This is a genomic window from Bacteroides sp. HF-162, from assembly GCF_015679285.1.
GTDB classification, from domain to species: Bacteria; Bacteroidota; Bacteroidia; order Bacteroidales; family Bacteroidaceae; genus Bacteroides; species Bacteroides uniformis.
Genome location: NZ_CP064937.1, coordinates 4,039,538 through 4,062,107, shown reverse-complemented (window position 1 = coordinate 4,062,107; position 22,570 = coordinate 4,039,538). Strand labels below are relative to the sequence as shown.

Genomic DNA, 22,570 nt, shown 5'->3' with positions numbered 1-22,570 from the left:
TCGCCTTCCTTCTCCTTAAGCTTCCCTATTAAATTTGACTTTCGTCAAGTCTGTAAACGCTATCTTTTCGTATTTTTGCACCCAATTTCGGAGGTATCAGATTTATGGCAACATCCAGAGAAATGACGGAAGGACGGGCTCTTCCGTTGATTTTCAACTTTACTTTGCCTTTACTGCTCGGCAATCTGCTGCAACAGACCTATTCATTGGTGGATGCAGCCATCGTGGGGCGCTTTCTGGGTATCAACGCCTTGGCTTCAGTCGGGGCAAGCACTTCGGTCGTTTTTCTTATTCTGGGATTCTGCAATGGCTGTTGCGGAGGTTTCGGCATTCCTGTGGCGCAAAAGTTCGGTGCGCGGGATTATGTCACGATGCGCCGTTATGTGGCTATCAGCCTGCAGCTGGCTGCGGTGATGTCTGTTGTCATTGCCGTGGTTACCAGCATTTACTGTGCAGATATTCTGCACATGATGAGTACGCCGGAGAACATATTCACGGGAGCCTATTATTACCTGCTTGTTACGTTTATCGGGGTTCCCTTTACTTTCTTCTATAATTTGCTGTCCAGTATTATCCGTGCATTGGGTGACAGCAAGACGCCGTTTTGGTTTCTACTTCTCTCTACAGTACTGAATATCCTGCTCGATTTGTTCTGCATTCTGGTACTGGGTTGGGGAGTGGCAGGAGCTGCCATCGCTACCGTATTTTCACAAGGCGTCTCGGCCATATTGTGCTACATCTATATGATGCGTCGTTTCGACATTCTGAAGACAACGCCTGCCGAGCGGAAATTCGACGGTGCTTTGGCACGCACACTGATGTACATCGGCGTACCCATGGGACTGCAATTTTCCATTACTGCCATTGGCAGCATTATGTTGCAAAGCGCCAATAATGCTTTGGGTACGGCTTGTGTGGCTGCATTCACGGCAGCCATGCGTATCAAGATGTTTTTCATGTGTCTTTTCGAGAGTCTGGGCATGGCAATGGCCACCTATAGCGGGCAAAACTACGGTGCGGGCAAGCCGGAACGTATCTGGATGGGAGTCAAGGCAAGCGCACTGATGATGATTGTTTATTGGGCATTCACTTTCTGTGTACTGATGTTCGGTGCCAGGACTTTTGCCCTGCTCTTTGTAGATGCCTCTGAGTTGGAGATTTTAAAGAATACGGAGTTGTTCCTGCACATTTCCGTTTCCTTTTTCCCGGTTTTGGGACTGCTCTGCATCCTGCGATACACTATCCAGGGGGTGGGATATACCAATCTTGCTATGCTTTCCGGTGTCTCGGAGATGATTGCCCGGATACTGGTCAGCCTGCTGGCTGTTCCGGCTTTCGGCTATCTGGCCGTGTGTTTTGGTGACCCTACTGCATGGATTTTTGCAGATGCCTTTTTAATACCAGCCTTCATTTATGTCTATCGGCGGATACTTCGGATGAAGAAAAATTAGTGTATCTTTGTATCGGGGAGTTGAAAGAAGAATGACCGGACGAAAAATTATACACATCGATATGGACGCATTCTACGCCTCCGTAGAACAGCGTGATAATCCTGCATTGCGGGGCAAGCCCATTGCCGTGGGCCATGCGGAGGAGCGGGGAGTGGTGGCGGCAGCCAGTTACGAGGCACGGCGTTTCGGGGTGCGTTCTGCCATGTCGTCACTGAAGGCAAAGCGGCTGTGCCCCCAACTTATCTTTATCCCGGGACGGATGGAAGTCTACAAATCCGTTTCCCGCCAGATACACGAAATCTTTCATGAATATACGGATGTCATCGAGCCCATTTCGCTGGACGAGGCTTTTTTGGATGTGACGGAGAATAAACCGGGCATTCCGTTGGCTGTGGACATCGCGAAGGAGATAAAGCGGAAGGTGCGGGAGAGGTTGAATCTGGTGGCTTCCGCCGGCATATCCTATAATAAGTTTCTTGCCAAGATAGCCTCGGACTACCGCAAGCCGGACGGGCTTTGCACCATACATCCTGCCCAGGCACTGGACTTTGTTGCCCGGCTGCCCATTGAAAGTTTTTGGGGAGTGGGACCGGTAACGGCGAAGAAGATGCACACCTTGGGGATTCACAACGGGGAACAGCTGCGCATGCAGTCTTTGGAAATGCTGACCCGCGAGTTTGGCAAAGTGGGGACAGTCTATTATGATTTTGCCCGTGGCATCGATACCCGTCCGGTAGAGGCTGTCCGTATCCGCAAGTCTGTGGGCTGTGAACATACGTTGGAGAAGGACATCAGCAAGCGTTCATCCGTCATTATAGAGTTGTACCATGCGGCAGTGGAGCTGGTGGGGCGACTGGAGCACGCCAATTTCCGCGGGAATACGCTGACGCTGAAAATCAAGTTTCATGATTTTAGCCAGATTACCCGCAGTATGACCCAAACAAAGGAGCTGGTTGCCCTTGACGTGATTCTGCCTTTGGCAAAGCAATTGCTGCAGGAAGTGGATTATGAACATCATCCTATCCGTTTGATTGGGCTTTCCGTTTCCAACCCCCGTGAAGAGGGGGAGGAGAAAGGAGTCTGGGAGCAGCTGAGTTTTGAATTTAGTGACTGGGAGACGGACCATTCAAATAAATAATGCTATATTTGTGTTCAGTATTAAAAAAAGGAAAGCTATGGGCTGTTTTATGAATATTTTGTGGTTGATGTTTGGAGGTATCATCACTGCTGTGGAGTATCTTATTGCAAGTTTATTGATGATGTTCACCATTATTGGCATCCCTTTCGGCATGCAGACCTTGAAAATGGCAAGCCTTGCCTTGTGGCCTTTCGGCAAAGAGGTTCGTAGCGGGGAACGTTCCAACGGTTGCCTCTATGTGCTGATGAATATTCTTTGGATATTCTTGGGCGGCATTTGGATTTGCCTTTCGCACTTGGGATTCGGGTTGTTGCTGTGCATCACTATTATAGGCATTCCTTTCGGTATTCAACATTTTAAGTTGGCAGGGCTGGCATTGACTCCTTTCGGGAAGGATATTGTTGCGGCTTGAGTTATTTTCTGTTGGTTTGGAATATGCCAGAGAAGAAGAAGGGCGGGGAATTTTTCAGTTCTCCGCCCTTCATTCATTGTATTTAAAGGTGTTTTTTTACATGGTTACAAGGGGCTGCTTTGCAAGCAGTTTTTGTAGTTTACCGTTCAGTGTTTGGCACATTGTTCCATTACCCATTGCTTGATAGCGTTTGATTTGGTACTGTAACATAAAAATTTCATTTGCATTCTTTTTCATAATTCTCATCTTTTTGTGCTCTCCGCGTTTCGGAAAGCGGGTTTTATATCTTTTCTTTTATCTTATAACGCTGCAAAGATACGAAATGTTTGCGATAAATATGTTCTATAACATAAAAACTTATGTTTCTTTCTTCATTTTCTCTAGAAATACTGTATTTTGCAATCCGTATATAACAAATATATTACATATCTTTGCATGTACTACCATGTAAAGAAGAGAGGTAATACTTATGAATAAACTGACAGAACTTTGGCGGAGCCCCTATCCCATGTTTTATCAACGTTGGAAAGCGGTGGTGATACCTTCGGTCATTATATTTCTGATACTATATATACTCCAACCTTTCGGTATTTCCCGGATAAAGGAAGGTGTATTTTGGGTGGTTGCCGGTTCGGCACTTATAGCGGCGGGTGCTTCGAGCATCTTCACTTACCTGCTTCCGGCATTGTTTCCCACCTATTATAAAGAGCAGAACTGGACGTTGGGTAAACACGTGTTGGACGTGTTGCTGATGCTGTTACTGATAGCGGTGGGAATTTGGGTCTATCATTCATGGTTGATGGGTATGTGGCTGGACAAGCGGTTGTTTTTTCTGGCTTTGTCTTGGGTAATGGTACTGGCACCTTTTCCAGTCGTGTTTTTCTTGCTGTGGAATCGCAATTTGCAACTGACCCGTAATCTGCAAGAAGCCATGGAGATAAATTGCCACCTTTCAAAGAGGGCATCTCAAGAGGTTGGGGCGGAAAGTAAGGAGTTTTCTCCGGAGGAAGTGTTGGTGTTTTCCGGTGGCACCAAAGATATGCTGGAAGTGAAGGCCGTAGATTTTCTTTATGCGGAGGCTGAAGGAAATTATGTGAAGGTGGATTATCGACTGAAGGGAGAGAGTACCCGGAAGATGTTGCGTGCCACGATGAAGCAGGCAGAGGAGGCGGTTGCTGCCTGCCCCTTCATTATCCGGTGTCATAGAGCCTTTCTGGTGAATGCCCGCAAGGTGGTGAAAGTGGACGGAAACTCTCAAGGATACCGGTTGAGGCTGGAGGGAGATGGAGAGGAGATTCCTGTTTCACGTGCCTATGCCAAGGAGGTGAAAGCACTGATAGAAAACAAGATAAAGCGGTAGCTATTCGTCACAGAGATACGCCATTCGTCACAAGTCGTTGGTTGTTCGTCACATATCCGGGTCGTCTGTCCCGGATATTTTTTTTGTCCGTGTCCTTCCTTTATGTTTGTGGCAGGAAAACATAACGAACATGAAGATATGAAGTGGAAAATAATCTTTTTAATGACGGGCGGACTTCTCTTTGTACAAGCTTCCGTAGCGCAGAAGTCGGTGACGGATACCGTGCGTCTGACATTCAATATCGATAGTATAGGTCTGGACGAAGTGGTGGTAAGAGGGAAAAAGACTCCTGCCGCCAATAGCAGGTGGAGCGATATGCATCCGGTGGAACTAGTCACGGTGGGCGGTACAAACGGTGATTTGTACAAGGCATTGCAGACCTTGCCCGGTACGCAGGTGCAGGGGGAGACCGGCGAATTACTGGTACGTGGTGGGAGCAGCTATGAGACACAGACCTTCATTGATGGGATGCATGTGTTGAATCCCTATACCTCCAATGGAATAAATACCCCTTCGCGTAGTCGTTATTCCACCTTCATGTTCAGTGGGGTGAATTTTGCTTCCGGCGGGGCTTCGCAGGAGTACGGAGAGGCTCTTTCGGCTGTTCTGCCCTTAGAAACCAAGGATTATAGTAAAGTGGATAAGGTGGGCGTGAATGCTTCCGTAGTCGGTGTGGGCGGGGGCGGTACCAAGACTTTGGACCGTGGCTCCTTGTCCGTCGATCTGAATTACCAGAATCTGAGCTTATATGACAAGGTTTATTCCGGACGGACAGAATTTGAGCGGCCCTACCGGATGTTTTCCGGTGCCACCCAGTTCCGTCATACCCCCGGCGATGCGACGGTTTTTAAGATCTATGCGCAATATGACCGGACAGACTTTTCTGCCTATGAGGGGGATGAACGCAGATTGTTCGCTCTGGCCGAAGACAACATCTACGTCAATGCTACCTTTCGCTATCGTGCGGCAGGTGGATGGGACTGGTTTGCAGGGGCTGCTTATTCCTATTATAATCGGGAGGTCAACGCTGCTGCTGTTTCGGGAGATAATTGGCTGGAACGCCAGTGGGAGTTGCATTTGAAGACTAAGATGTCTAGGCGCTTCTCGTCAGTATTCCACCTGGATATGGGGGTGGAGAGTTATATCCGTAACTATCGGAATTGTTATCTATACTCCGACATAGACGATGCCAACCAAATGTCCCCCACTATCAGTGCAGGTTTCTTTTCGGCTGCTTACTATCCGCTGGAGCGCTTGAAGGCAGAATTGTCTTTCCGTACGGAGTACACTTCTCTGAACCGGAAGATGAATTTTTCTCCGCGTCTGGCGGTAAATTACTATTTGGGGGATATGATGCTCTCTGGCATAGTGGGCCGCTACACGCAATTGCCCGAAAATGACTGGTTGGTACGTAACCGGAAGTTGATGTCCGAGGTGTGCATGCAATATAATCTGGGGATGCAATACGGTTATGAAGGACGTTTCTATAAGGCAGAACTTTATTATAAAGACTATAGCCGCTTGGTTCTGGAAGAAACAGATGCTGGAACGGGGAGTGTACTTCTGACTTCCGGTGGATACGGATATAGCAGAGGTGTAGACTTGTTCTTCCGCGACCGGATTTCGATAAAGAATCTGGAATACCAGTTGTCCTATACGTATAACATTTCCAAGCGTAAATATCAGAGTTGTTCCGAGCTGACCATTCCCCAGTATGCCACTCGGCATAACGCGGCATTGGTTGTGAAATATTCCTTGCCCCGTCTTCACTCCATCATCAGCTTAACGAACCGTTTCAGCACGGGGCGTCCCTATCATAATCCATTGCTGCCGGGGTTGATGAACGATGAAGTGAAGCCTTATAATAGCTTGGATTTAGGGGTGACCTTTCTGGCGAGCAAGAAGGTGATTATCCATGCTTCCGCCAGCAATATCCTCGGTCGCAAGAATGAGTTTGGCAAAGTAGACAACAAGGCTGTCCTGGCTTCCCAAGACCGTTTCTTTTATGTAGGAGTGTACGTCACTTTGGGGAAGAAGGCTGCTTACGATGTATCCAATTTCTAATGATAACTCTTTAAAAAAGAACAAAGATGAAAGCAATGATTATTTTTTTAGTGTTTGTGTTACAAAGTGTTGCCCAGATGCTTTTTGCTCAGAACCTGACCATTGAAGTGCGTGACATTGAAAAGGTGGAGGGACATCTCTACGTCGCCCTCTATAACTCGGAAGAGGCGTTCATGAAGAAACCCTTGACCGCTTTCCGGATAGATGTAAAAGATACGTCGCTCTCCATCCCTTGCCAGGGACTTCCTGCGGGCACGTATGCCATTTCCCTTTTCCAGGATGAGAATGGAAACGGGAAGCTGGATAGCGGGGCTTTTGGCATCCCTACGGAGAAGTTTGGTTTCAGCAATGATGCCGAAGGCATGATGGGGCCTCCGTCCTATGCCAAATGTAGCTTCATTTTCTCCGGAGACATGACTTTGGTGATACATCTGAAGTAAAAATTGAAATATAATCCTTATTTTTGTGGCTCAACCTCAATAATAAGGATTATGAAACGAGTTGCACGACTTCTGGGATTTCTTGGAGTGGTATGTCTGCTGTCCTCTTGTGGCGGACGTTCTTTCATTACAGACGCTTCTTACCGCCAACGTGTGGAGCAGGACTTCAATCAAAAAAAGGAAAGGTTACCGCAGGGTGATTTGTTCGCTATTTTCGATGCGGACCTGACGCCGTATGAGCGTGAGGCACTGGAGTTTCTCTATGCCTATATGCCTTTGGCAGACATAACCGACTACCCCGGCGAATTTCATCTGATGAATGTGCGAGCCTCTCGGAAGGCGGCCGAGGAAATGCCTTGGGGAGAAACGGTGCCCGAGGAGGTGTTCCGTCATTTCGTGCTTCCGGTGCGGGTGAACAATGAGCATCTGGATAGTGCACGGGTAGTGTTTTACGAAGAACTGAAGAATCGTGTCAAGTCTCTGTCCCTTTATGATGCCATTCTGGAGGTGAACCACTGGTGCCACGAGAAGGCTATCTATACTCCCTCCGATGCCCGTACCAGTTCGCCTTTGGCAACGGTACGCACGGCATACGGGCGTTGTGGTGAGGAATCTACCTTGCTGGTTGCCGCCTTGCGTTCGGTGGGCATTCCTGCCCGTCAGGTCTACACCCCCCGGTGGGCGCATACGGACGACAATCATGCGTGGGTAGAAGCATGGGCAGACGGGAAATGGTATTTTCTTGGAGCCTGCGAACCGGAACCGGTACTCAACCTTGGCTGGTTCAATGCTCCGGCCAGTCGCGGTATGTTGATGCATACCAAGGTCTTCGGACGTTATGAAGGAGCGGAGGAAGTGATGTCCGTCACTCCTACTTATACGGAAATCAATGTAATCGGTAACTATGCAGCGACAGCCAAGTCCACCGTTACGGTAACGGATGGGCAAGGCAATCCGGTATCTGATGCCTGTGTGGAGTTCAAACTCTATAATTATGCGGAGTTCTATACTGTGGCCCGGAAACAGAGTGATGAAGAGGGAAAAGCTTCCTTGACGGCTGGCAAAGGCGACATGCTGGTATGGGCCTCCAAAGACGGAAAGTTCGGCTATGCCAAACTGTCTTTCGGCAAGGACCATGAACTGACAGTGAAGATGGACAAGACTGTCGGTGACGGCCATGCGGTAGATTTTGAACTTGTGCCGCCACCCGAAAATGCGGAGTTACCGACGGTTACGCCCGAACAGCGTGCGGCGAACGACCGCCGCATGGTTCATGAAGATTCCATCCGCAACGCTTATGTGTCTATGTTCATGACGGATGAGACAGCACGTTATTTTGCCCGGCAGTACAAGCTCGACGAAGATGCCGTTTCACGGATACTGGTCGCTTCCAGAGGAAACCACCGGGTCATTGCCGACTTCATGGCACGGTTGCGCTCTGAAAAGTCCAAAAGAGGAGGTCTGGACCTGCTCCAACGGATTTCGGCAAAAGACCTCCGCGACGTTACGCTGGAAGTTCTGATGGACCACATGCAATCCCGTATGTGCAAGAATGCCGACCATTTCCGCAGATATGTGCGCAATCCACGCGTAAGCAACGAGATGCTGACCCCCTATAAAGGCTTTTTCAAGAAAGCCGTCTCAAAGGAAGATGCTGAGGCATACAAGGCAGAACCGATGAAACTGGTGGCATGGGTGGCCCAAAATATCCGGGTAGACAATGACTGTAATCTGGGAGGGGCTCCCATTTCTCCAGAAGGGGTCTGGAAGGCCCGTGTGGCTGATGCCCATAGCCGTGACATTTTCTTCGTCTCCATGGCACGCAGCATGGCAATCCCTGCCCGTATCAACGGAGTGACCGGCAAAGTACAGTTGATAGGGGATGATGGTGTGACGGATGTGGACTTGAACCATCATCCGGAAGAGCCGGTCTTTATGGCGGAAGGAATTGCTTCGAAGGGAAAGTTAGTGGCTTCCTATAAGCCTATCCGTTCGTTGGACAACCCGAAATACTATTCTCATTTCACCCTTTCCAAACTGACTCCGCAGGGTAGTTTACAGTTGCTTTCTTATGACGAAGGCGATACGGATATGGGCGGTGGTACTACCTGGAATAGCCTGCTGAGGGAAGGAACTGCTCTGGAGGCCGGAGGTTATGTTTTGGTGACAGGTACACGCCTTGCCAGCGGTACGGTACTTTCTAAAACCACCTTTTTCAATATTCTGCCGGAGAAGACAACGGAAATTGAATTGGTGATGCGCGAGAGCGAGGATGAGGTGCAGGTTATCGGGAACTTTAATTCGGAGTCTCTCTTCACTCCGCTGCCGGACGCCGGCTCCGCAGCCCGGCAGAGTCTGCTGCAGGCTTGTGGGCGCGGTTACTTTGTCGTAGGCATTCTGGGTGTCAACCAAGAGCCAACCAATCATGCGTTGCGCGATATCGCTTCATTCAAGGCTGATTTGGAGAAGTGGGGGCGTAAGATGGTGTTGCTGTTCCCTAATGAGGCCAAAGCCGGCAAGTTCGCCCGCGAGTCATTCCCCGATTTGCCCTCTACCATTATTTATGGTATAGATACGGACGGTATCGCTGCGCAGATTGCAGAAAGCATGAAGTTGAAGCATAAAGAGAGCCTGCCGATATTCATCATAGCCGATACTTTCAATCGGGTGGTCTTTGTATCGCAAGGATATACCATCGGACTGGGAGAACAACTGATGAAGACAATAAAGGGGTTATAGGGCTTTCTGCTATGAATTGTAAATAGTAATTGTCAAATAATAAATCATCCGATGCCTATTATCGAAATATCATCTTTGACTCATCCCGGTGTGGAGATCTTCAGTACCCTTACCGAAGCCCAGTTGCGCAACCGCCTTGAGCCGGACAAAGGGCTGTTTATAGCTGAGAGTCCTAAGGTTATCAAGGTGGCTCTGGATGCCGGCTACGAGCCTTTGGCCCTTTTGTGTGAGCACAAGCACATCTATGGGGATGCTGCTGAAATCATTGAACGTTGTGGCGATATACCCGTCTACACAAGCGGTAGGGAATTGCTTGCCGAGCTGACCGGTTACGTCTTGACACGTGGTGTTCTTTGTGCCATGCGCCGTCCGGTTCCGAAGAGTATGGAGGACATCTGCCGGGGAGCCCGGCGTATTGTGGTTATTGACGGGGTGGTGGATACCACCAATATCGGGGCCATCTTCCGTTCGGCAGCAGCTCTTGGCATGGATGCCGTGCTGTTGACGCGTAATTCCTGCGACCCTCTGAACCGTCGTGCGGTCCGAGTTTCAATGGGAACGGTTTTTCTTGTGCCGTGGACGTGGATGGACGGTCCTTTGGATACGCTTGGTGAGTTGGGCTTCCGCACGGCGGCCATGGCGCTTACGGACAATTCCATTTCCATAGACAATCCCGTTTTGAAGACCGAGCCCCGGTTGGCTATTGTGATGGGTACTGAGGGAGATGGTCTTTCGCACGAAGCGATTGCGGGAGCCGACTATGTGGTTCGTATCCCCATGGCGCACGGTGTCGATTCTCTGAACGTGGCGGCTGCGGCGGCCGTTGCTTTCTGGCAACTTCGCGTTTAAAAGTGATAACTCAAAAAACATATATTATGTTGGCATATACTTATATTGAACACGGAAAGTTTGGATTGCTTGAGAAACCGATACCAGTATTGGAGGATGCACGCGATGCTATTGTGCGGGTGACATTGGGTAGCATATGCACCAGTGACTTGCATATAAAGCATGGAAGCGTACCGCGCGCTGTACCCGGAATTACGGTAGGACACGAAATGGTGGGCATCGTAGAGCAGGTGGGTGCCGACGTTGAGTCGGTAAAGCCCGGCGACCGTGTGACTGTGAATGTGGAGACTTTTTGTGGTAAATGTTTCTTTTGCCGTCGCGGATATGTGAACAACTGTACCGATCCCAATGGCGGTTGGGCTTTGGGGTGCCGTATCGATGGCGGCCAGGCGGAATATGTACGTGTGCCCTATGCCGACCAGGGGCTGAACCGTATTCCCGATACGGTAAGTGACGAGCAGGCGCTCTTGGTAGGCGATGTGTTGGCCACCGGCTTCTGGGCCGCCCGTATCTCCGAAATAACCGAGGAAGATACTGTACTCATCATCGGTGCCGGGCCGACGGGTATTTGTACCCTGCTTTGTACCATGCTGAAGAATCCCCGTCACATTATTGTCTGCGAGCAGTCGGCCGAAAGAACCCGTTTTGTCCGCGAGCATTATCCGGAGGTGCTGGTCATTGGGCCGGAAAACTGCAAAGACTTTGTGAGGAAGCATAGCGACCATGGTGGGGCAGATGTCGTACTTGAAGTTGCCGGCACGGAAGATACTTTCCGCTTGGCATGGGAGTGTGCCCGTCCCAATGCCATTGTCACCATTGTGGCGCTTTATGACCAGCCTCAGTTATTGCCCTTGCCGGAGATGTATGGCAAGAATCTTGTCTTCAAGACCGGTGGTGTGGATGGGTGCGATTGTGCCGAGATACTGCGCCTGATAGCGGCGGGGCAGATAGATACCACACCGCTTATCACACATCGTTTCCCATTAGAGGAAATTGATGAAGCCTACCGTATTTTTGAGAATAGGCTGGAGGGGGTGATAAAGGTGGCGATTGTGGGTAGATAGAAAAAAAGGCTGTCTCAAAATGAGTTTGAGATGGCCTTTTTTGTGTCTGCAAAAAAAACGGACAAGCCCTAACTTCTCTCAGCCAGAACTTGCCCGTGTCCCTAATTTTTCGTATCTTAGGGAATCAAGTCAAGATATCCCAAGGATAATGTTTAAAAGTTACACCTCCAACGATAATCAGCTTTTGCCTCCATATTTAGGCGATTTTATTCCACAAAATGATCCAGTTCGGGTTCGTCTGGGGCTCCGTCACTAAACAGGAACTGCGTGATTCCGCTCCGGTCACATATCAGGATATCACCCCGAAGAAAGTGGAAAAGGCACTCGTGCAGATAGATGATACCCTGAACGGGGGATGCTGACAGGAAAATGAAAGCAAAGGTAAGACGTCTAAGGAAGTCATGGCCTGAACAACTCAAAAAATATGGATTATAGGGAAAAATACTTGGTGGACGTAACAGCTACCCAATGACAGACAATGACGCCACTTTCATACGCATGAAAGAGGAGCATATGAGGAACGGACAATTCAACTCCAGATATAATTCCCAGATCAGTACCAATAACCAGTTCATTTTGGGCTATAACTCTCCATCAGTGTGTAGGTGATACTTCCACCTATCCTCTCCCTTTATGGCAGATATCTTGACGTATCTGTCTGTGATGCCGGATACGGAAGTGAAGAGAACTATCTGTATGCTTTCAGACATGGCATTGCATGCTTCGTAAAGTACAATTATTTTCATAAAGAACAGAAAAGTAACTTCAGAAACAATCCGTTTCTGAAGTTACTTTTATTATAATGAAGAAACCGACGGCATGTATTGTCCGATGGGACAGAGAATGGAAAGACTCTCCGATGCAAGGTGGATAACAGGCAACGGTTTTGTGCAGACCAAGATACAGGGTACATAACTGTAAGGGCTGCCCGTTAAGATGCCGGTGTCACAGAAGCCGCTCGGAAAGGATAGTACAGGTGAATCACCGTCTGAGAAAAATCAAGGAAATAGAACGTGAAAAGTTCATGTCACCGGAAGGCCTTAAATATCGCAATCAGCGACTGCAGGATGTGGAAGCCGTATTTGGAAACCTCAAGAACAGCAAGCAGTTTGATAATTGATAATTGAATTAATCTGATACGAAGTTAACCATATTATAGAGGGGAAACTAATGTAAACTAAATGTTCTTGAATTTGAAGGTAGAGGTGTAAAGTAAATAAAGTTGTATGATTGAAGTAATTTCATTACATGCCATTAATAATATAAGATAGGAGGTGTTTAATATGATTTTGATATGAGTTGATACAATAGTGACTTATGAATGTTTTACTTTGTTGTGACGGTATAGATACCCCGTCACAAGTATGTCACAGAATTAGCGATAATGTGGCAATTTATAGAGTATAATATAGGGCATCGTCACAATTGATAAGGTGATGATGCTAAAGGATGATGGGTATAGGTGAGTAGAGCAAGGATAGCGTGGAAGTCTGTTAAAACAAGAAGAGCCTTCCCTAAGGAGAGATCTTTGTCGTAATCTGTGTATCAGATGATTATCTACTTAAAGCCTGAGCTACGTCAACTGCACAAGCCACTGTACATCCTACTATCGGGTTGTTACCAATGCCGAGGAATCCTATCATTTCTAGGTGAGCAGGAACTGATGAAGAACCAGCGAACTGAGCGTCGGCACTATAAAATATTTTGTGTAAATGTAATCGGATGCTTTACGGTTTATAAAAGTTCTAAGGATTACCCCGAGAAACTTAGAAAATTCATCATTGAGAATCCTGAAGACGGTACACGATACATCTTCCTGACGAACAATCTTGACGCATCTGCGGAGTTAGTATCATCGCTTTATCGAAACAGATGGAGTGTTGAACTATTCTTCAAATGGATAAAACAACACCTGAGGATTAAGAAGTTTTGGGGAACATCAGAAAACGCAGTATTCATACAAATCTATTGTGAGATAATTACTTACTGCTTAGTAGCAATAGTACAACACGATATGAAATTAGAACGCAGCGCCTATGAAGTTCTCCAAATTCTCGGAATCTCTCTAACTGACAAAACACATCTTAGTGACTTGTTCGACAAATCGAATTTCAAAAATGCCAAAGACCAATATGATTCAAGTGAACCGAATTTATTTAATTTTTAACCTTGTCCATTTTTAGTGGACAGTAGTGACATATTATAAATCAATACTAAAATATAGATTTATATGTATAAAGAAAGTTCCCTAATATTTCTGCCCTCATTTAATTTAGTGACGAAAACCACCCACAGTGTTGAATTGTTTTTGAGAAAGGAGGTATAATATGGCATGGAATGATTTGGCGTCAAATGAATGTCCTACAAAAGCTGATATAGAAGACGTATTTGCCCGATTTGTATCAGGTATGATTATAGCCTTTAAAGGTAGTTCTATACCAAATGGATGGGCATTATGTGATGGGTCACTAATTTAATTGGAAAGTTTATATGCGGTGGAAGTACATTTAATGTTGGTGATACTGGCGGTAATGATACTGTAACTATACTTTGGTTTATATAATGAAATTGTGATATAAGATAGTATAAGTTGAATATAGATAAATAAAAACCGCATCTAAGTTTGAATTTGGGTGCGGTTTTTATTTTGTGTTATTAGTGTATTAAAGTATATAATTGGGAACTTATATTATCCCAACCCTTTATACAATTTAGTCATCATCCGGTTATATTGGCTGAAGGATTTTGTGGAGGGTATCCCATAGCAGGCTGTTTTTATCACGCCAGCATAACCGGAAGCCTGACATATCCCTTACCTTTGTTTAGCCATGATAACATATCCCCAATAATAAATCCAATCTCTCGTCTGGTCAGTGATGATAGGATGGGAGTTTTTTGTATGATTTTTGAGGATATCATTTGCATGTCTCGTCTGAATATCCTAATTTTCAGACATAGTTGACAACTTTCCCACCTTCTTTTGCTTTTATTGTCTAAAATTATATATCTTTGCATTATTGAATTACTAAAATATGAGTGCTACAGAAATTATACTGAATATCTGTCACAGGCTGGTTGAAAGAAGAACAGCCGGTGCCGTGCCGATTTATCATTTATTATCCGTTGTAATGATATTGTTTTTTTTATATTTTTAATAGATTTTTTTAATTATGCGCACATCTTATTATTTTGGGGGCATGGTCGGATTTGTACTTATGTCCTTGATGGGTTTACTGGGATGCAGTGACGATGACGAAAGTAAAGTAGTTACTTCAATCCCTCCCTCAATAAATCTCGAGGTCAGTGATGTAACCAGAACTACCGCATCCTTTTCCATTTCGTCAAGCGATGCAACGGATTATGCCTATGTAATATTACCTGATGCAGAAAAAATAGCAGATGCAAAGACGCTCTTCAAAGAGGGCACAGCAGGTATATTTGAAAAGGATTCCCAAACGGCCAAAATTACTCTTACTGATTTGACAGGCGACTCTAACTATATGCTTTATGCAGCTGTCAGAACCATTAATCCTTTCGTTTATAGTGAAATTCTTTCTCAGCCCATAGATACCCATAAACCATATAGTGGCATGATTTCATTGGAAAGCGTAGGAACCACTTCATTTTCCTATCATATCATGAAGCCAGAAGGTGCTGCTAAATACAAACATGTCTGTCTTTCTAAATCAGATTTTGATTATATCATCAACTTAGTAGGTGGTACTCCCACTTCCTACGTTAATGCTTTTGGGACAGAAGCCACTGAAGATAAAACTTACTTATTTGATACTACATTTCTTGATGCTTCGGGATTCCGCCAAGATATTTATTCAGATATGGAGTTTATCGTGATTGCCGGTGAACTCAACGAAGAAGGAACGGTTGATGAAAAGGCTGTAAAGACTCTGGTCTTTAAAACAAAAAAAGCGGGGAAGGCTCCTTACAACATAGAAGTCATGGTCAAGAACATAACTTCTATGACAGCAGATATTAATATTATACCAGAAGCTGGTATCGAACGTTTCCGATATCATGTAAATACAAAAGCCGAATTTGACTATATGTCATTTGAAGGCGAAGCTTCTGTACGCCGTATGATTATAGGACCTTGGAGTGAAACAAGCAACGAAGGCACAGGATCCATCGTGGTCAATGCAAAGGGATTAAAGCCGAATACTGATTATCAGGTAGGAATTGTAGGATTTGATAAAGACAACCGTGAAAAATTACTGCTGTATGATTTTAGAACCGGTGAGCCTATAGGTCCGCTGCCGGAACTGAGCGCAACGCCGGAATCGGTAGAAACACCCTGGAACAAGGCTGCTTTCCGCATCAAGACTACTCATACCGTTTCCATGGTAGCTGGAATCTTCCCGAGAGGATCTATTAATGAAGTACTTAGCCGTCCGGGTAATGAATCTTTGACTGCTGGCGATGTCATAGCCAATAATGGTTCATCGTTGACGCCAGAACAAGTAGCGGCAGCTATGACAGCAGAAGGTTTACTGCTCGAAAGCAGTGACAATTTGTCGCAAAATACCGAATATGAATTTGGCATCTATGCCGCCAATGAAGAAGGCGTAGGTGTTTCTGTAGTACACGACTTTACAACAGCCACATTGCCTCAGTATGATGGTAATGGAGTCCGGGCTAAACTTCCTGGGAAATATACTGCTACTACTAAAGATGTTACGGGCCAGAATGTAACCTTCCCTGTTGTTATAGCCACAGGGGTAAACGAAACTACCGAAAAGGCATATCATGATAAGAATCGTCTGGTTGTATTAGGATTTGCTCCGAGTGGTGTAGAGTATGCCTCTCCGGAAACTTTGTTAGCCAACGGATGGGCATCATCTCAAGACGAAGCTGATGCCAATTATGGTCCCAAATGGTTTATCGAATTTAATAAAGGCAATGCCATTTCAACAAGTGCTCCTGTAAATGGTGAACTGGATTATGCTATGGCAAAGTTCAACGGGCACGAAATATATTTTCATGGATTTGCTAAACGTCCTAACAGTGATCAATTCACTGATATGACCCTAAGTTTTCCGATAGAAGTAAGCGATGACCTTACCATAACTATCAAGAAAGCTGTTGATAATTCGTTTGAATATTATCCTGGTGTTCTGGCAGGTTCAAGCCAATGGTGGGGTGATATGACTTTTGCAGCCTCAGATGAAATCATCTTAACACGTGATACTAATCAAGGAGCTGTAATGCCTACCACAAAAACTGTAGATCACATTATGGTGCCGCAGCACGTTGTATTGACATTAGATAATATTTCTATGGCAGATAAACGTAGAATGGCCGTAGAACAAAGATATAAATAACTAAAAATAGATTAGTCATGAAAAAGATATTTAACAGGGTGCTGATAGTTATGCTCATGCTAACTTTTACTATGACATCATGCAGTGACGATGATGAATTGATTCAAGGCACAGGAGTCTCAGAGGCTTTATGGGAAAATGAAAATGAAGCCATTATAGAAGGGGAAACTATAGATTTTGAATTTATGGCAGAGGCTGAATGGACAGCCAGTAGTTCTGCTGAATGGTGCGTTGTGAAGACTCCGTCGGGTGTAGCGGGAGAATCTTTACTGCGATTAACTATAGAAAAAAACGAAGAAACGGCAGCCCGTGTAGCGACCATAACCCTTCAAGTATCAGGTTTTGCTAATTCTGTTTCATTTAACGTCAAACAAAAAGAGGGCTCCATAGAACAAGGTGATGGAAAGTACCGTACTGTTAATGAATGGGTAGCCGCTTATATGAAGCAGAATTATTTGTGGAATCGTCCGATTGATAATCTGTTCTTAGACTACAGTATCAACTACGATCAATTCTTCCAAAGTATATTAGACGGGGTATCTGACCAAGATGAGATCAACCACGATGATGGTTTTTGGGAAGGTAAAAAACGTATGTATTATTATTCTACCTTAAAAAGCGATGCTCCTACCACCCGGGTAGTAGGCCAAGAGCAATATGGTTCAGGTGTATATTTGCTCCAAGCCACTCGTCTTGGTGCAGACTTTATCGGATATGCCGTTATGGCGGTTACTCCAGGTACTCCGGCAGATCAGATAGGTTTAGTACGCGGAGACTTTATTACTGAAGTAGACGGTACAGCTGTTACTGATGCTAATTATAAAGCGTTGGGAGAACTTATATATAATGGTAATGTGAGCGTTACTGTGAATCGTGTAAAATGGGAGGACAATGGGTCTACGCCCATACTCATGCCGAAAGGCACTTTGCAGTTGGGCTCAGCAACCTTTATAGATCCGGCTATCTATCAGCATAAGGTAGTAGAAATGGAAGGTACCGGTAAAAAAGTAGGTTATTTACTCTATATGGGATTCAATATAAACTTTGATGAAGATTTGATGGCCGCCTTTGAATATTTCCGCCAGCAGCATGTCACTGATTTAATCCTTGACTTACGTTATAATAATGGTGGTGATGTGCTTTCTAGTGCTATGATGGGTACCCTAATTGTCGGTGCTGATTATAAAGGTCAGGTATATGCACATACTCAATTTAACGAAGACCGTACCAATGCAGGGGAAGGAGGAGATTATAAAATTGGTGTCAAGGAAACTGTAGAACGCGTTTATGAACCGTTGGAAATAGCACTTCAACATGCTGTGGGACTAAAAACTGTCTATGTTTTGACTAGTCAGACAACGGCTTCTGCCAGTGAAATGGTAATCAATGGTCTCCGTGGATTAGGTTTAGAAGTTAATCTTATCGGTCAAAGAACGAATGGAAAGAATGTAGGTATGGAAGGTGTGGTACGTAGTTTCTATAACTATGACTTTTATCTATACCCTGTCAGCTTCTACATTAAAAATGCTAAAGGTTTTGGAGATTATGCATCAGGATTTGTTCCCGATGTTGAAATTGATGATTCTGCCATTTACCCGGGTGAATTTGGTACGATGGAAGACCAGTTAGGCTACATTGCTTTGACGTGGATAAAAAATGGAGAGAAGCCGCAACTTCAAACTCGTTCTTCTTATAATGGAACAGTTCACTCAATGAATGTCTTCGGTGATCTGTGGGATAACAGACCCATCCAACCAATGGGCGGAGCTATCATACGACGCTATACAGAAAAATAATCAGATGTATTAATCAATAAAAGGTGTGTTATGTTGTCATTGTGACACACCTTTTGGGGTTTATTTCTGATCAGTTTCTTTGCCGCTACCAGCCGTTACGTTACAATTGTTACAATTAAAAACGGGACATGTACCTTTGTGGTATGTGTCCCGTTTGGCTGTTATGTGGTGTGGTAAGGGAATTGCTTCTTTTTCTCAAGGTTTCGGTTTTTGCTCAGATCTTTGTTCGGGTTGAATCATTTCGCACGGCCAGGAAGGGTAGATATTGGCATGGGGTTCGTTTATATTTTCTTTGGATGGTAATTGAATAACCTCGGTATTGTAGAACCAAAAGCCATTGAAATTTTCTCCATAAATTCTATTTTTTCAAATACCTAAATATCCACGGCATTCCTTGAATATGACCTCTATGCCCCAACGTCTTTCATACAGTTCAAAGGCCCTGACGGAGTACATGGAGGTGTCTGTTGTGAGTAGCACTTTCCGATGGGTGCTTCGTCCGTATTTGATGATGAAGATGTGTACGGGTTCTTCGCTCATCTTTACATGAAGCTGAATGTATTTGCACTTGTACTTTCTGTAATAGCAGAAAGCAGTGCGTTCATACCTTAAATCACGTGAATTCGAAATAAGAATAAATATATTTTTCTGATAATTAGAAACATAGCGATAAAAGTATTAAAATTATAGTGTCCAATTATAACATTTAAACGATTACCACTATGTTTCCAGAGTCTAAAGTTACAGAGATTTATTGTATGGCCGATGATTTTTGCAAGGAATTTACATTTCAACAGGAAAAATATATGATTGAGTATAAGAAGACCAAGTATTGTAACAAGCCCAACCGTATGAGTGATGCTGAGATTATGGTTATTCTAATCCGGTTTCACTCCGGTGGTTTCCGCTGTTTCAAGCATTACTATAAGGGGTATGTCTGTAAACATCTGAAACACCTTTTCCCTCGTCAGGTTTCTTATAACCGTTTTGTGGAACTGGAGAAGGAAGTATTGCTTCCCATGACCATCTTCATCAAAAAAGTCCTGCTGGGAACCTGTATTGGTATCAGTTTTGTCGACTCCACCCCCTTACGTGTTTGTCGTAACCAAAGACTCCTTATTTATAAGACATTTGAGGGACTTGCCGAGCGTGGAAAATGTTCAATGGGATGGTTCTTCGGATTCAAGTTGCATCTGATAATCAATGACAAGGGTGAGATTCTCGATTTCATGTTCACGCCTGGAAACGTGGATGACCGGGAACCGTTGAAGCAAGGTAAGTTTCTGGAGAACATCAAAGGAAAACTATGCGCAGACAAAGGGTATATTGGTTAGGATCTGTTTGAGAACCTTTTTCTTAATGGTATACAGCTTGTCATTAAAGTTAAAAACAATATGAAGAATTCACTGATGAGTATTGCCGACAAGATTTTGCTCAGAAAAAGAGCCTTAATCGAAACGGTCAAGGTACTGTCCAAAATTTTGTGTAAATGGAAACAGGATTCAGTTGTAAGTTTGTTCTTATATCTGGATTCTGTTTTCAAATATAAGCATAAACTGGTTCATAATCAATCCCCAGTTTGAAATAGGCATTGTCCATTTCTTTTCAATTTCCATAAGTGAAAGATACACGGTCTTTTTTACGGCATCGTCCGACGGGAATGAAAGCTTTGATTTGGTGTACTTTCTGATTTTTCCGTTCAGATTCTCAATAAGATTTGTGGTATAGATTATTTTCCTGATTTCCAATGGGAACTGGAAGAAAACAGTCAGATCATCCCAGTTGTTTCTCCATGAAAGTATGGCGTATGGATACTTTCCTCCCCATTTCTTTTCCAGATTGTCAAGTTCTGCGGCAGCAACTTCCTTATTAGGTGCATTGTAGATATTCTTCATATCCGCCGTAAACTCTTTCTTATCCTTATAAACGACATATTTACAGGAGTTCCTGATCTGATGTTCCACACAGATCTGAGTGGATGACTGGGGGAATACGGTACGGATGGTATCTGTAAATCCATTCAGATTGTCAGTACAGGTAATCAGTATATCCTGCACTCCACGAGCCTTCAAGTCGGTCAGGACACCCATCCAGAAAGAGGAACTTTCCGATTTGCCGACCCACATGCCAAGGACTTCCTTCAGGCCGTTCTGTTTCAGACCGACACAAAGATAGACGGTCTTGTTTATAATCTTGCCGTTATCCCGTACCTTGAAGACGATACCATCCATCCTGACTATCAGATAGACCGGATCCAGAGGACGGTTCTGCCATTCCTGCGCAGCCTGGCTTACCTTGTTTGTAATAATGGAAATGGCTGATGTAGAGAGCTCTATTTCATAAATCTCACGCATCTCCTCCTCTATATCGGAAACACTCATTCCTTTGGCATACAGGGAGATAACAAGCTTCTCTATAGAAAGTCCCCGGCTTTCATGCTTGGGGACTGCTATCGGTTCAAACTGCCCGTTGCGGTCACGCGGAATGGAGATGACAGACTCTCCATGTCCGGTCTGAATTTTCTTCGGATAACTGCCATTCCGGGAGTTGCCGGTGTTGTTCCCTGCCACGGAATTCTTCTCATACCCCAAATGGGCATCCATCTCACCTTCAAGCATCTTTTCCAATACCTGCGCATGCAACTGATTCAGAAACCTGCTCACATCCGCTTCTGTCTTGAACTGGCTAAGGAACTCCTTGCTTAATACCTCATCAGGCACTACTTGATTCTTTTCTTTCATAATCTTTTTCATTTGGTAAATGTATAAAATAAAAAATACGGAACTCGATTTTGAATCCCGTATTTTCCATTTACACAAAATATTTTATAGTGCCACGGTCAATGACGAATTGAAGAACATTGCGTAGATAGAACACTCCAGACATCGTTCATTCAATAATTTTATAGCCAACTCCTTGTCGGCGGCATACTGCTTTTTTGAAAAGCAACCCGCCATTGACGTAAATTTTGTCAATGACGGACAACTTGCTATTTTTTGATTTTATTTCGAACCCACGTAAAGTTAATAATATTTCTCAATTCTTCTTCATCCAAGAAATCTACTTCTACGGGGTCGCGTTCTACTTTATAAGCATTTACAGGATTGTAGGATATATAAGAGTTGGCGACAGCTAAATTTAGCAACTTCTTTAAGAACTTTAAATGCTTGGTGCAGGAGTTTTTTCCCATCTTCTTCTCTCCTAAAAGGTAGGCATAGAATCCTTGAATGAAGCCCAAGTTTATCTCTCTTAAATATAAGTTCTTACGCTCATATTTCTTCTGAATAAACTCTTTGAATAATCTGCCTGTATATTCAAACACCCAATAGGTGGCAGGGGCAACAGTTTTACCTACCATTGCTTTGCGTTCAGTGTTATGTTCGTTCAGAACATCCAATAAAGTCTTTTCGTTCAGAGCTTCCACCTTATCTGTGATAGCTTCAATAGTTCAGCAGTGATAAGATAACCCTTTTGGAGTAGTTCAATTTCTTTCTGATATATCTTATTCCGTAGTTGAATCAGATAACCGTTGATTAGCTGCGCTTCTTCACTCTTGCCTTTTATAGCTTGCTTCTCTTTGTTCCAATCAGCAGCAGGTACGTGTTTGCCTGTGCTAAAGTAGATTCTCTTTCCATTCGTGGTGATTGAAACCTCAATAGGTGATAGACCTTTCTTGTTTTGTTTACTTTCTCTTAATGAAAAGTAAACCATTGTATAATGTTTCTCCATTTTAAATTAAATGTTATATGGAGTGTATCACATTGTATTATAATTGATTATGCCACTTCTTGCAGCCGTTTTTAAAGAATGGCAAATTCGGCTGCAAAAGTAACCTGTTTATGGCTTGATTTGAGGGGTAATTGGCTACTCTTTACATGAGTTGTTTGGACTTAAATAAAGCAGGATTTATCTTGTTATCTC

Annotated in this window: 18 protein-coding genes and 5 pseudogenes; 17 read left to right on the top strand and 6 right to left on the bottom strand. The window is 44.5% G+C overall.

From position 1 onward, the window contains the following. Positions 1 to 104: 104 nt before the first annotated feature. The 3 genes from ITJ87_RS17300 to ITJ87_RS17290 are packed head-to-tail and all read left to right on the top strand — an operon-like array spanning position 105 to position 3,001. Positions 105 to 1,451, top strand: coding sequence for an MATE family efflux transporter (locus ITJ87_RS17300; RefSeq protein WP_117974328.1), 1,347 nt, complete (start codon positions 105 to 107; stop codon positions 1,449 to 1,451). Between the two features lie 31 nt (positions 1,452 to 1,482). Beyond that, positions 1,483 to 2,589: a DNA polymerase IV gene (gene dinB, locus ITJ87_RS17295; RefSeq protein WP_117964204.1), complete on the top strand. Its 1,107-nt coding sequence runs from the start codon at positions 1,483 to 1,485 to the stop codon at positions 2,587 to 2,589. Positions 2,590 to 2,626: 37 nt separating this feature from the next. Beyond that, on the top strand, positions 2,627 to 3,001 hold the full coding sequence (locus tag ITJ87_RS17290) for a YccF domain-containing protein (RefSeq protein WP_005832831.1): 375 nt from the start codon (positions 2,627 to 2,629) through the stop codon (positions 2,999 to 3,001). 96 nt (positions 3,002 to 3,097) lie between these two features. On the opposite strand, the gene ITJ87_RS17285 is transcribed toward ITJ87_RS17290, so the two are convergent. Continuing rightward, positions 3,098 to 3,238, bottom strand: a complete 141-nt coding sequence (locus ITJ87_RS17285) for a hypothetical protein (protein ID WP_165491341.1) — start codon at positions 3,236 to 3,238, stop codon at positions 3,098 to 3,100. Between the two features lie 232 nt (positions 3,239 to 3,470). On the opposite strand from ITJ87_RS17285, the gene ITJ87_RS17280 reads away from it, so the two are divergent. The 7 genes from ITJ87_RS17280 to ITJ87_RS18855 all read left to right on the top strand — a co-directional run bounded on the left by ITJ87_RS17280 (position 3,471) and on the right by ITJ87_RS18855 (position 11,879). Further along, the gene (locus ITJ87_RS17280; RefSeq protein ID WP_117964205.1) at positions 3,471 to 4,361 is read left to right on the top strand and encodes a LytTR family DNA-binding domain-containing protein; all 891 of its coding nucleotides are present in this window, start codon (positions 3,471 to 3,473) and stop codon (positions 4,359 to 4,361) included. Between the two features lie 138 nt (positions 4,362 to 4,499). After that, a complete protein-coding gene (locus tag ITJ87_RS17275) occupies positions 4,500 to 6,425 on the top strand; it encodes a TonB-dependent siderophore receptor (protein WP_117964206.1) in 1,926 nt (641 codons plus the stop codon). A gap of 26 nt (positions 6,426 to 6,451) precedes the next feature. Further along, positions 6,452 to 6,865 (top strand): DUF2141 domain-containing protein, encoded by a 414-nt coding sequence (locus tag ITJ87_RS17270; protein WP_117601676.1) that lies wholly within the window; start codon positions 6,452 to 6,454, stop codon positions 6,863 to 6,865. A 51-nt stretch (positions 6,866 to 6,916) separates the two neighbouring features. Beyond that, a complete protein-coding gene (locus ITJ87_RS17265; RefSeq protein WP_117964207.1) occupies positions 6,917 to 9,604 on the top strand; it encodes a transglutaminase domain-containing protein in 2,688 nt (895 codons plus the stop codon). A gap of 51 nt (positions 9,605 to 9,655) precedes the next feature. Continuing rightward, positions 9,656 to 10,453 (top strand): RNA methyltransferase, encoded by a 798-nt coding sequence (locus ITJ87_RS17260; protein WP_117964208.1) that lies wholly within the window; start codon positions 9,656 to 9,658, stop codon positions 10,451 to 10,453. A gap of 26 nt (positions 10,454 to 10,479) precedes the next feature. Then, on the top strand, positions 10,480 to 11,517 hold the full coding sequence (locus ITJ87_RS17255) for an alcohol dehydrogenase (RefSeq protein WP_117964209.1): 1,038 nt from the start codon (positions 10,480 to 10,482) through the stop codon (positions 11,515 to 11,517). Between the two features lie 218 nt (positions 11,518 to 11,735). Beyond that, positions 11,736 to 11,879, top strand: coding sequence for a hypothetical protein (locus tag ITJ87_RS18855; protein WP_226791205.1), 144 nt, complete (start codon positions 11,736 to 11,738; stop codon positions 11,877 to 11,879). A gap of 219 nt (positions 11,880 to 12,098) precedes the next feature. On the opposite strand, the gene ITJ87_RS18850 is transcribed toward ITJ87_RS18855, so the two are convergent. Further along, complete coding sequence (locus tag ITJ87_RS18850; protein WP_229135050.1) at positions 12,099 to 12,263, bottom strand: hypothetical protein; 165 nt, start codon at positions 12,261 to 12,263, stop codon at positions 12,099 to 12,101. Positions 12,264 to 12,403: 140 nt separating this feature from the next. Between ITJ87_RS18850 and ITJ87_RS18845 the strand changes: the two genes are divergently transcribed. After that, the gene (locus tag ITJ87_RS18845; protein WP_229135049.1) at positions 12,404 to 12,637 is read left to right on the top strand and encodes a transposase; all 234 of its coding nucleotides are present in this window, start codon (positions 12,404 to 12,406) and stop codon (positions 12,635 to 12,637) included. A 433-nt stretch (positions 12,638 to 13,070) separates the two neighbouring features. On the opposite strand, the pseudogene ITJ87_RS17245 reads toward ITJ87_RS18845, so the two are convergent. Further along, positions 13,071 to 13,208: pseudogene (locus tag ITJ87_RS17245) on the bottom strand (GGGtGRT protein); the annotation flags it as partial. Between the two features lie 20 nt (positions 13,209 to 13,228). Here ITJ87_RS17245 and ITJ87_RS17240 point away from each other — a divergent pair. The 4 genes and pseudogenes from ITJ87_RS17240 to ITJ87_RS17225 form a co-directional block, all read left to right on the top strand. After that, positions 13,229 to 13,684, top strand: a pseudogene (locus ITJ87_RS17240) (transposase); the annotation flags it as partial. 160 nt (positions 13,685 to 13,844) lie between these two features. Next, positions 13,845 to 13,994, top strand: a complete 150-nt coding sequence (locus ITJ87_RS19035) for a phage tail protein (protein ID WP_117601680.1) — start codon at positions 13,845 to 13,847, stop codon at positions 13,992 to 13,994. A 693-nt stretch (positions 13,995 to 14,687) separates the two neighbouring features. Continuing rightward, positions 14,688 to 16,853 carry a hypothetical protein gene (locus tag ITJ87_RS17230; RefSeq protein WP_117964210.1) on the top strand — a complete coding sequence of 722 codons (2,166 nt, stop codon included), beginning with the start codon at positions 14,688 to 14,690 and terminating at the stop codon, positions 16,851 to 16,853. A gap of 17 nt (positions 16,854 to 16,870) precedes the next feature. After that, complete coding sequence (locus ITJ87_RS17225) at positions 16,871 to 18,649, top strand: S41 family peptidase (RefSeq protein WP_117601683.1); 1,779 nt, start codon at positions 16,871 to 16,873, stop codon at positions 18,647 to 18,649. 366 nt (positions 18,650 to 19,015) lie between these two features. Here the strand turns inward: ITJ87_RS17225 and ITJ87_RS17220 are convergent, their stop codons facing one another. Then, on the bottom strand, positions 19,016 to 19,189 hold the full coding sequence (locus ITJ87_RS17220) for a hypothetical protein (protein WP_158562782.1): 174 nt from the start codon (positions 19,187 to 19,189) through the stop codon (positions 19,016 to 19,018). 182 nt (positions 19,190 to 19,371) lie between these two features. Here ITJ87_RS17220 and ITJ87_RS17215 point away from each other — a divergent pair. Next, positions 19,372 to 20,232: pseudogene (locus ITJ87_RS17215) on the top strand (IS982 family transposase). On the opposite strand, the gene ITJ87_RS17210 reads toward ITJ87_RS17215, so the two are convergent. Next, a complete protein-coding gene (locus ITJ87_RS17210; protein WP_370540408.1) occupies positions 20,170 to 21,390 on the bottom strand; it encodes an IS256 family transposase in 1,221 nt (406 codons plus the stop codon). The pseudogene ITJ87_RS17215 and the gene ITJ87_RS17210 sit on opposite strands and share 63 nt — an antisense overlap. A 94-nt stretch (positions 21,391 to 21,484) precedes the next feature. On the opposite strand from ITJ87_RS17210, the pseudogene ITJ87_RS18840 reads away from it, so the two are divergent. Further along, positions 21,485 to 21,649, top strand: a pseudogene (locus ITJ87_RS18840) (IS982 family transposase); the annotation flags it as partial. Between the two features lie 19 nt (positions 21,650 to 21,668). Here ITJ87_RS18840 and ITJ87_RS17205 read toward each other — a convergent pair. Beyond that, positions 21,669 to 22,378 (bottom strand): annotated as a pseudogene (locus tag ITJ87_RS17205) (phage integrase SAM-like domain-containing protein); the annotation flags it as partial. Positions 22,379 to 22,570 lie beyond the last annotated feature (192 nt).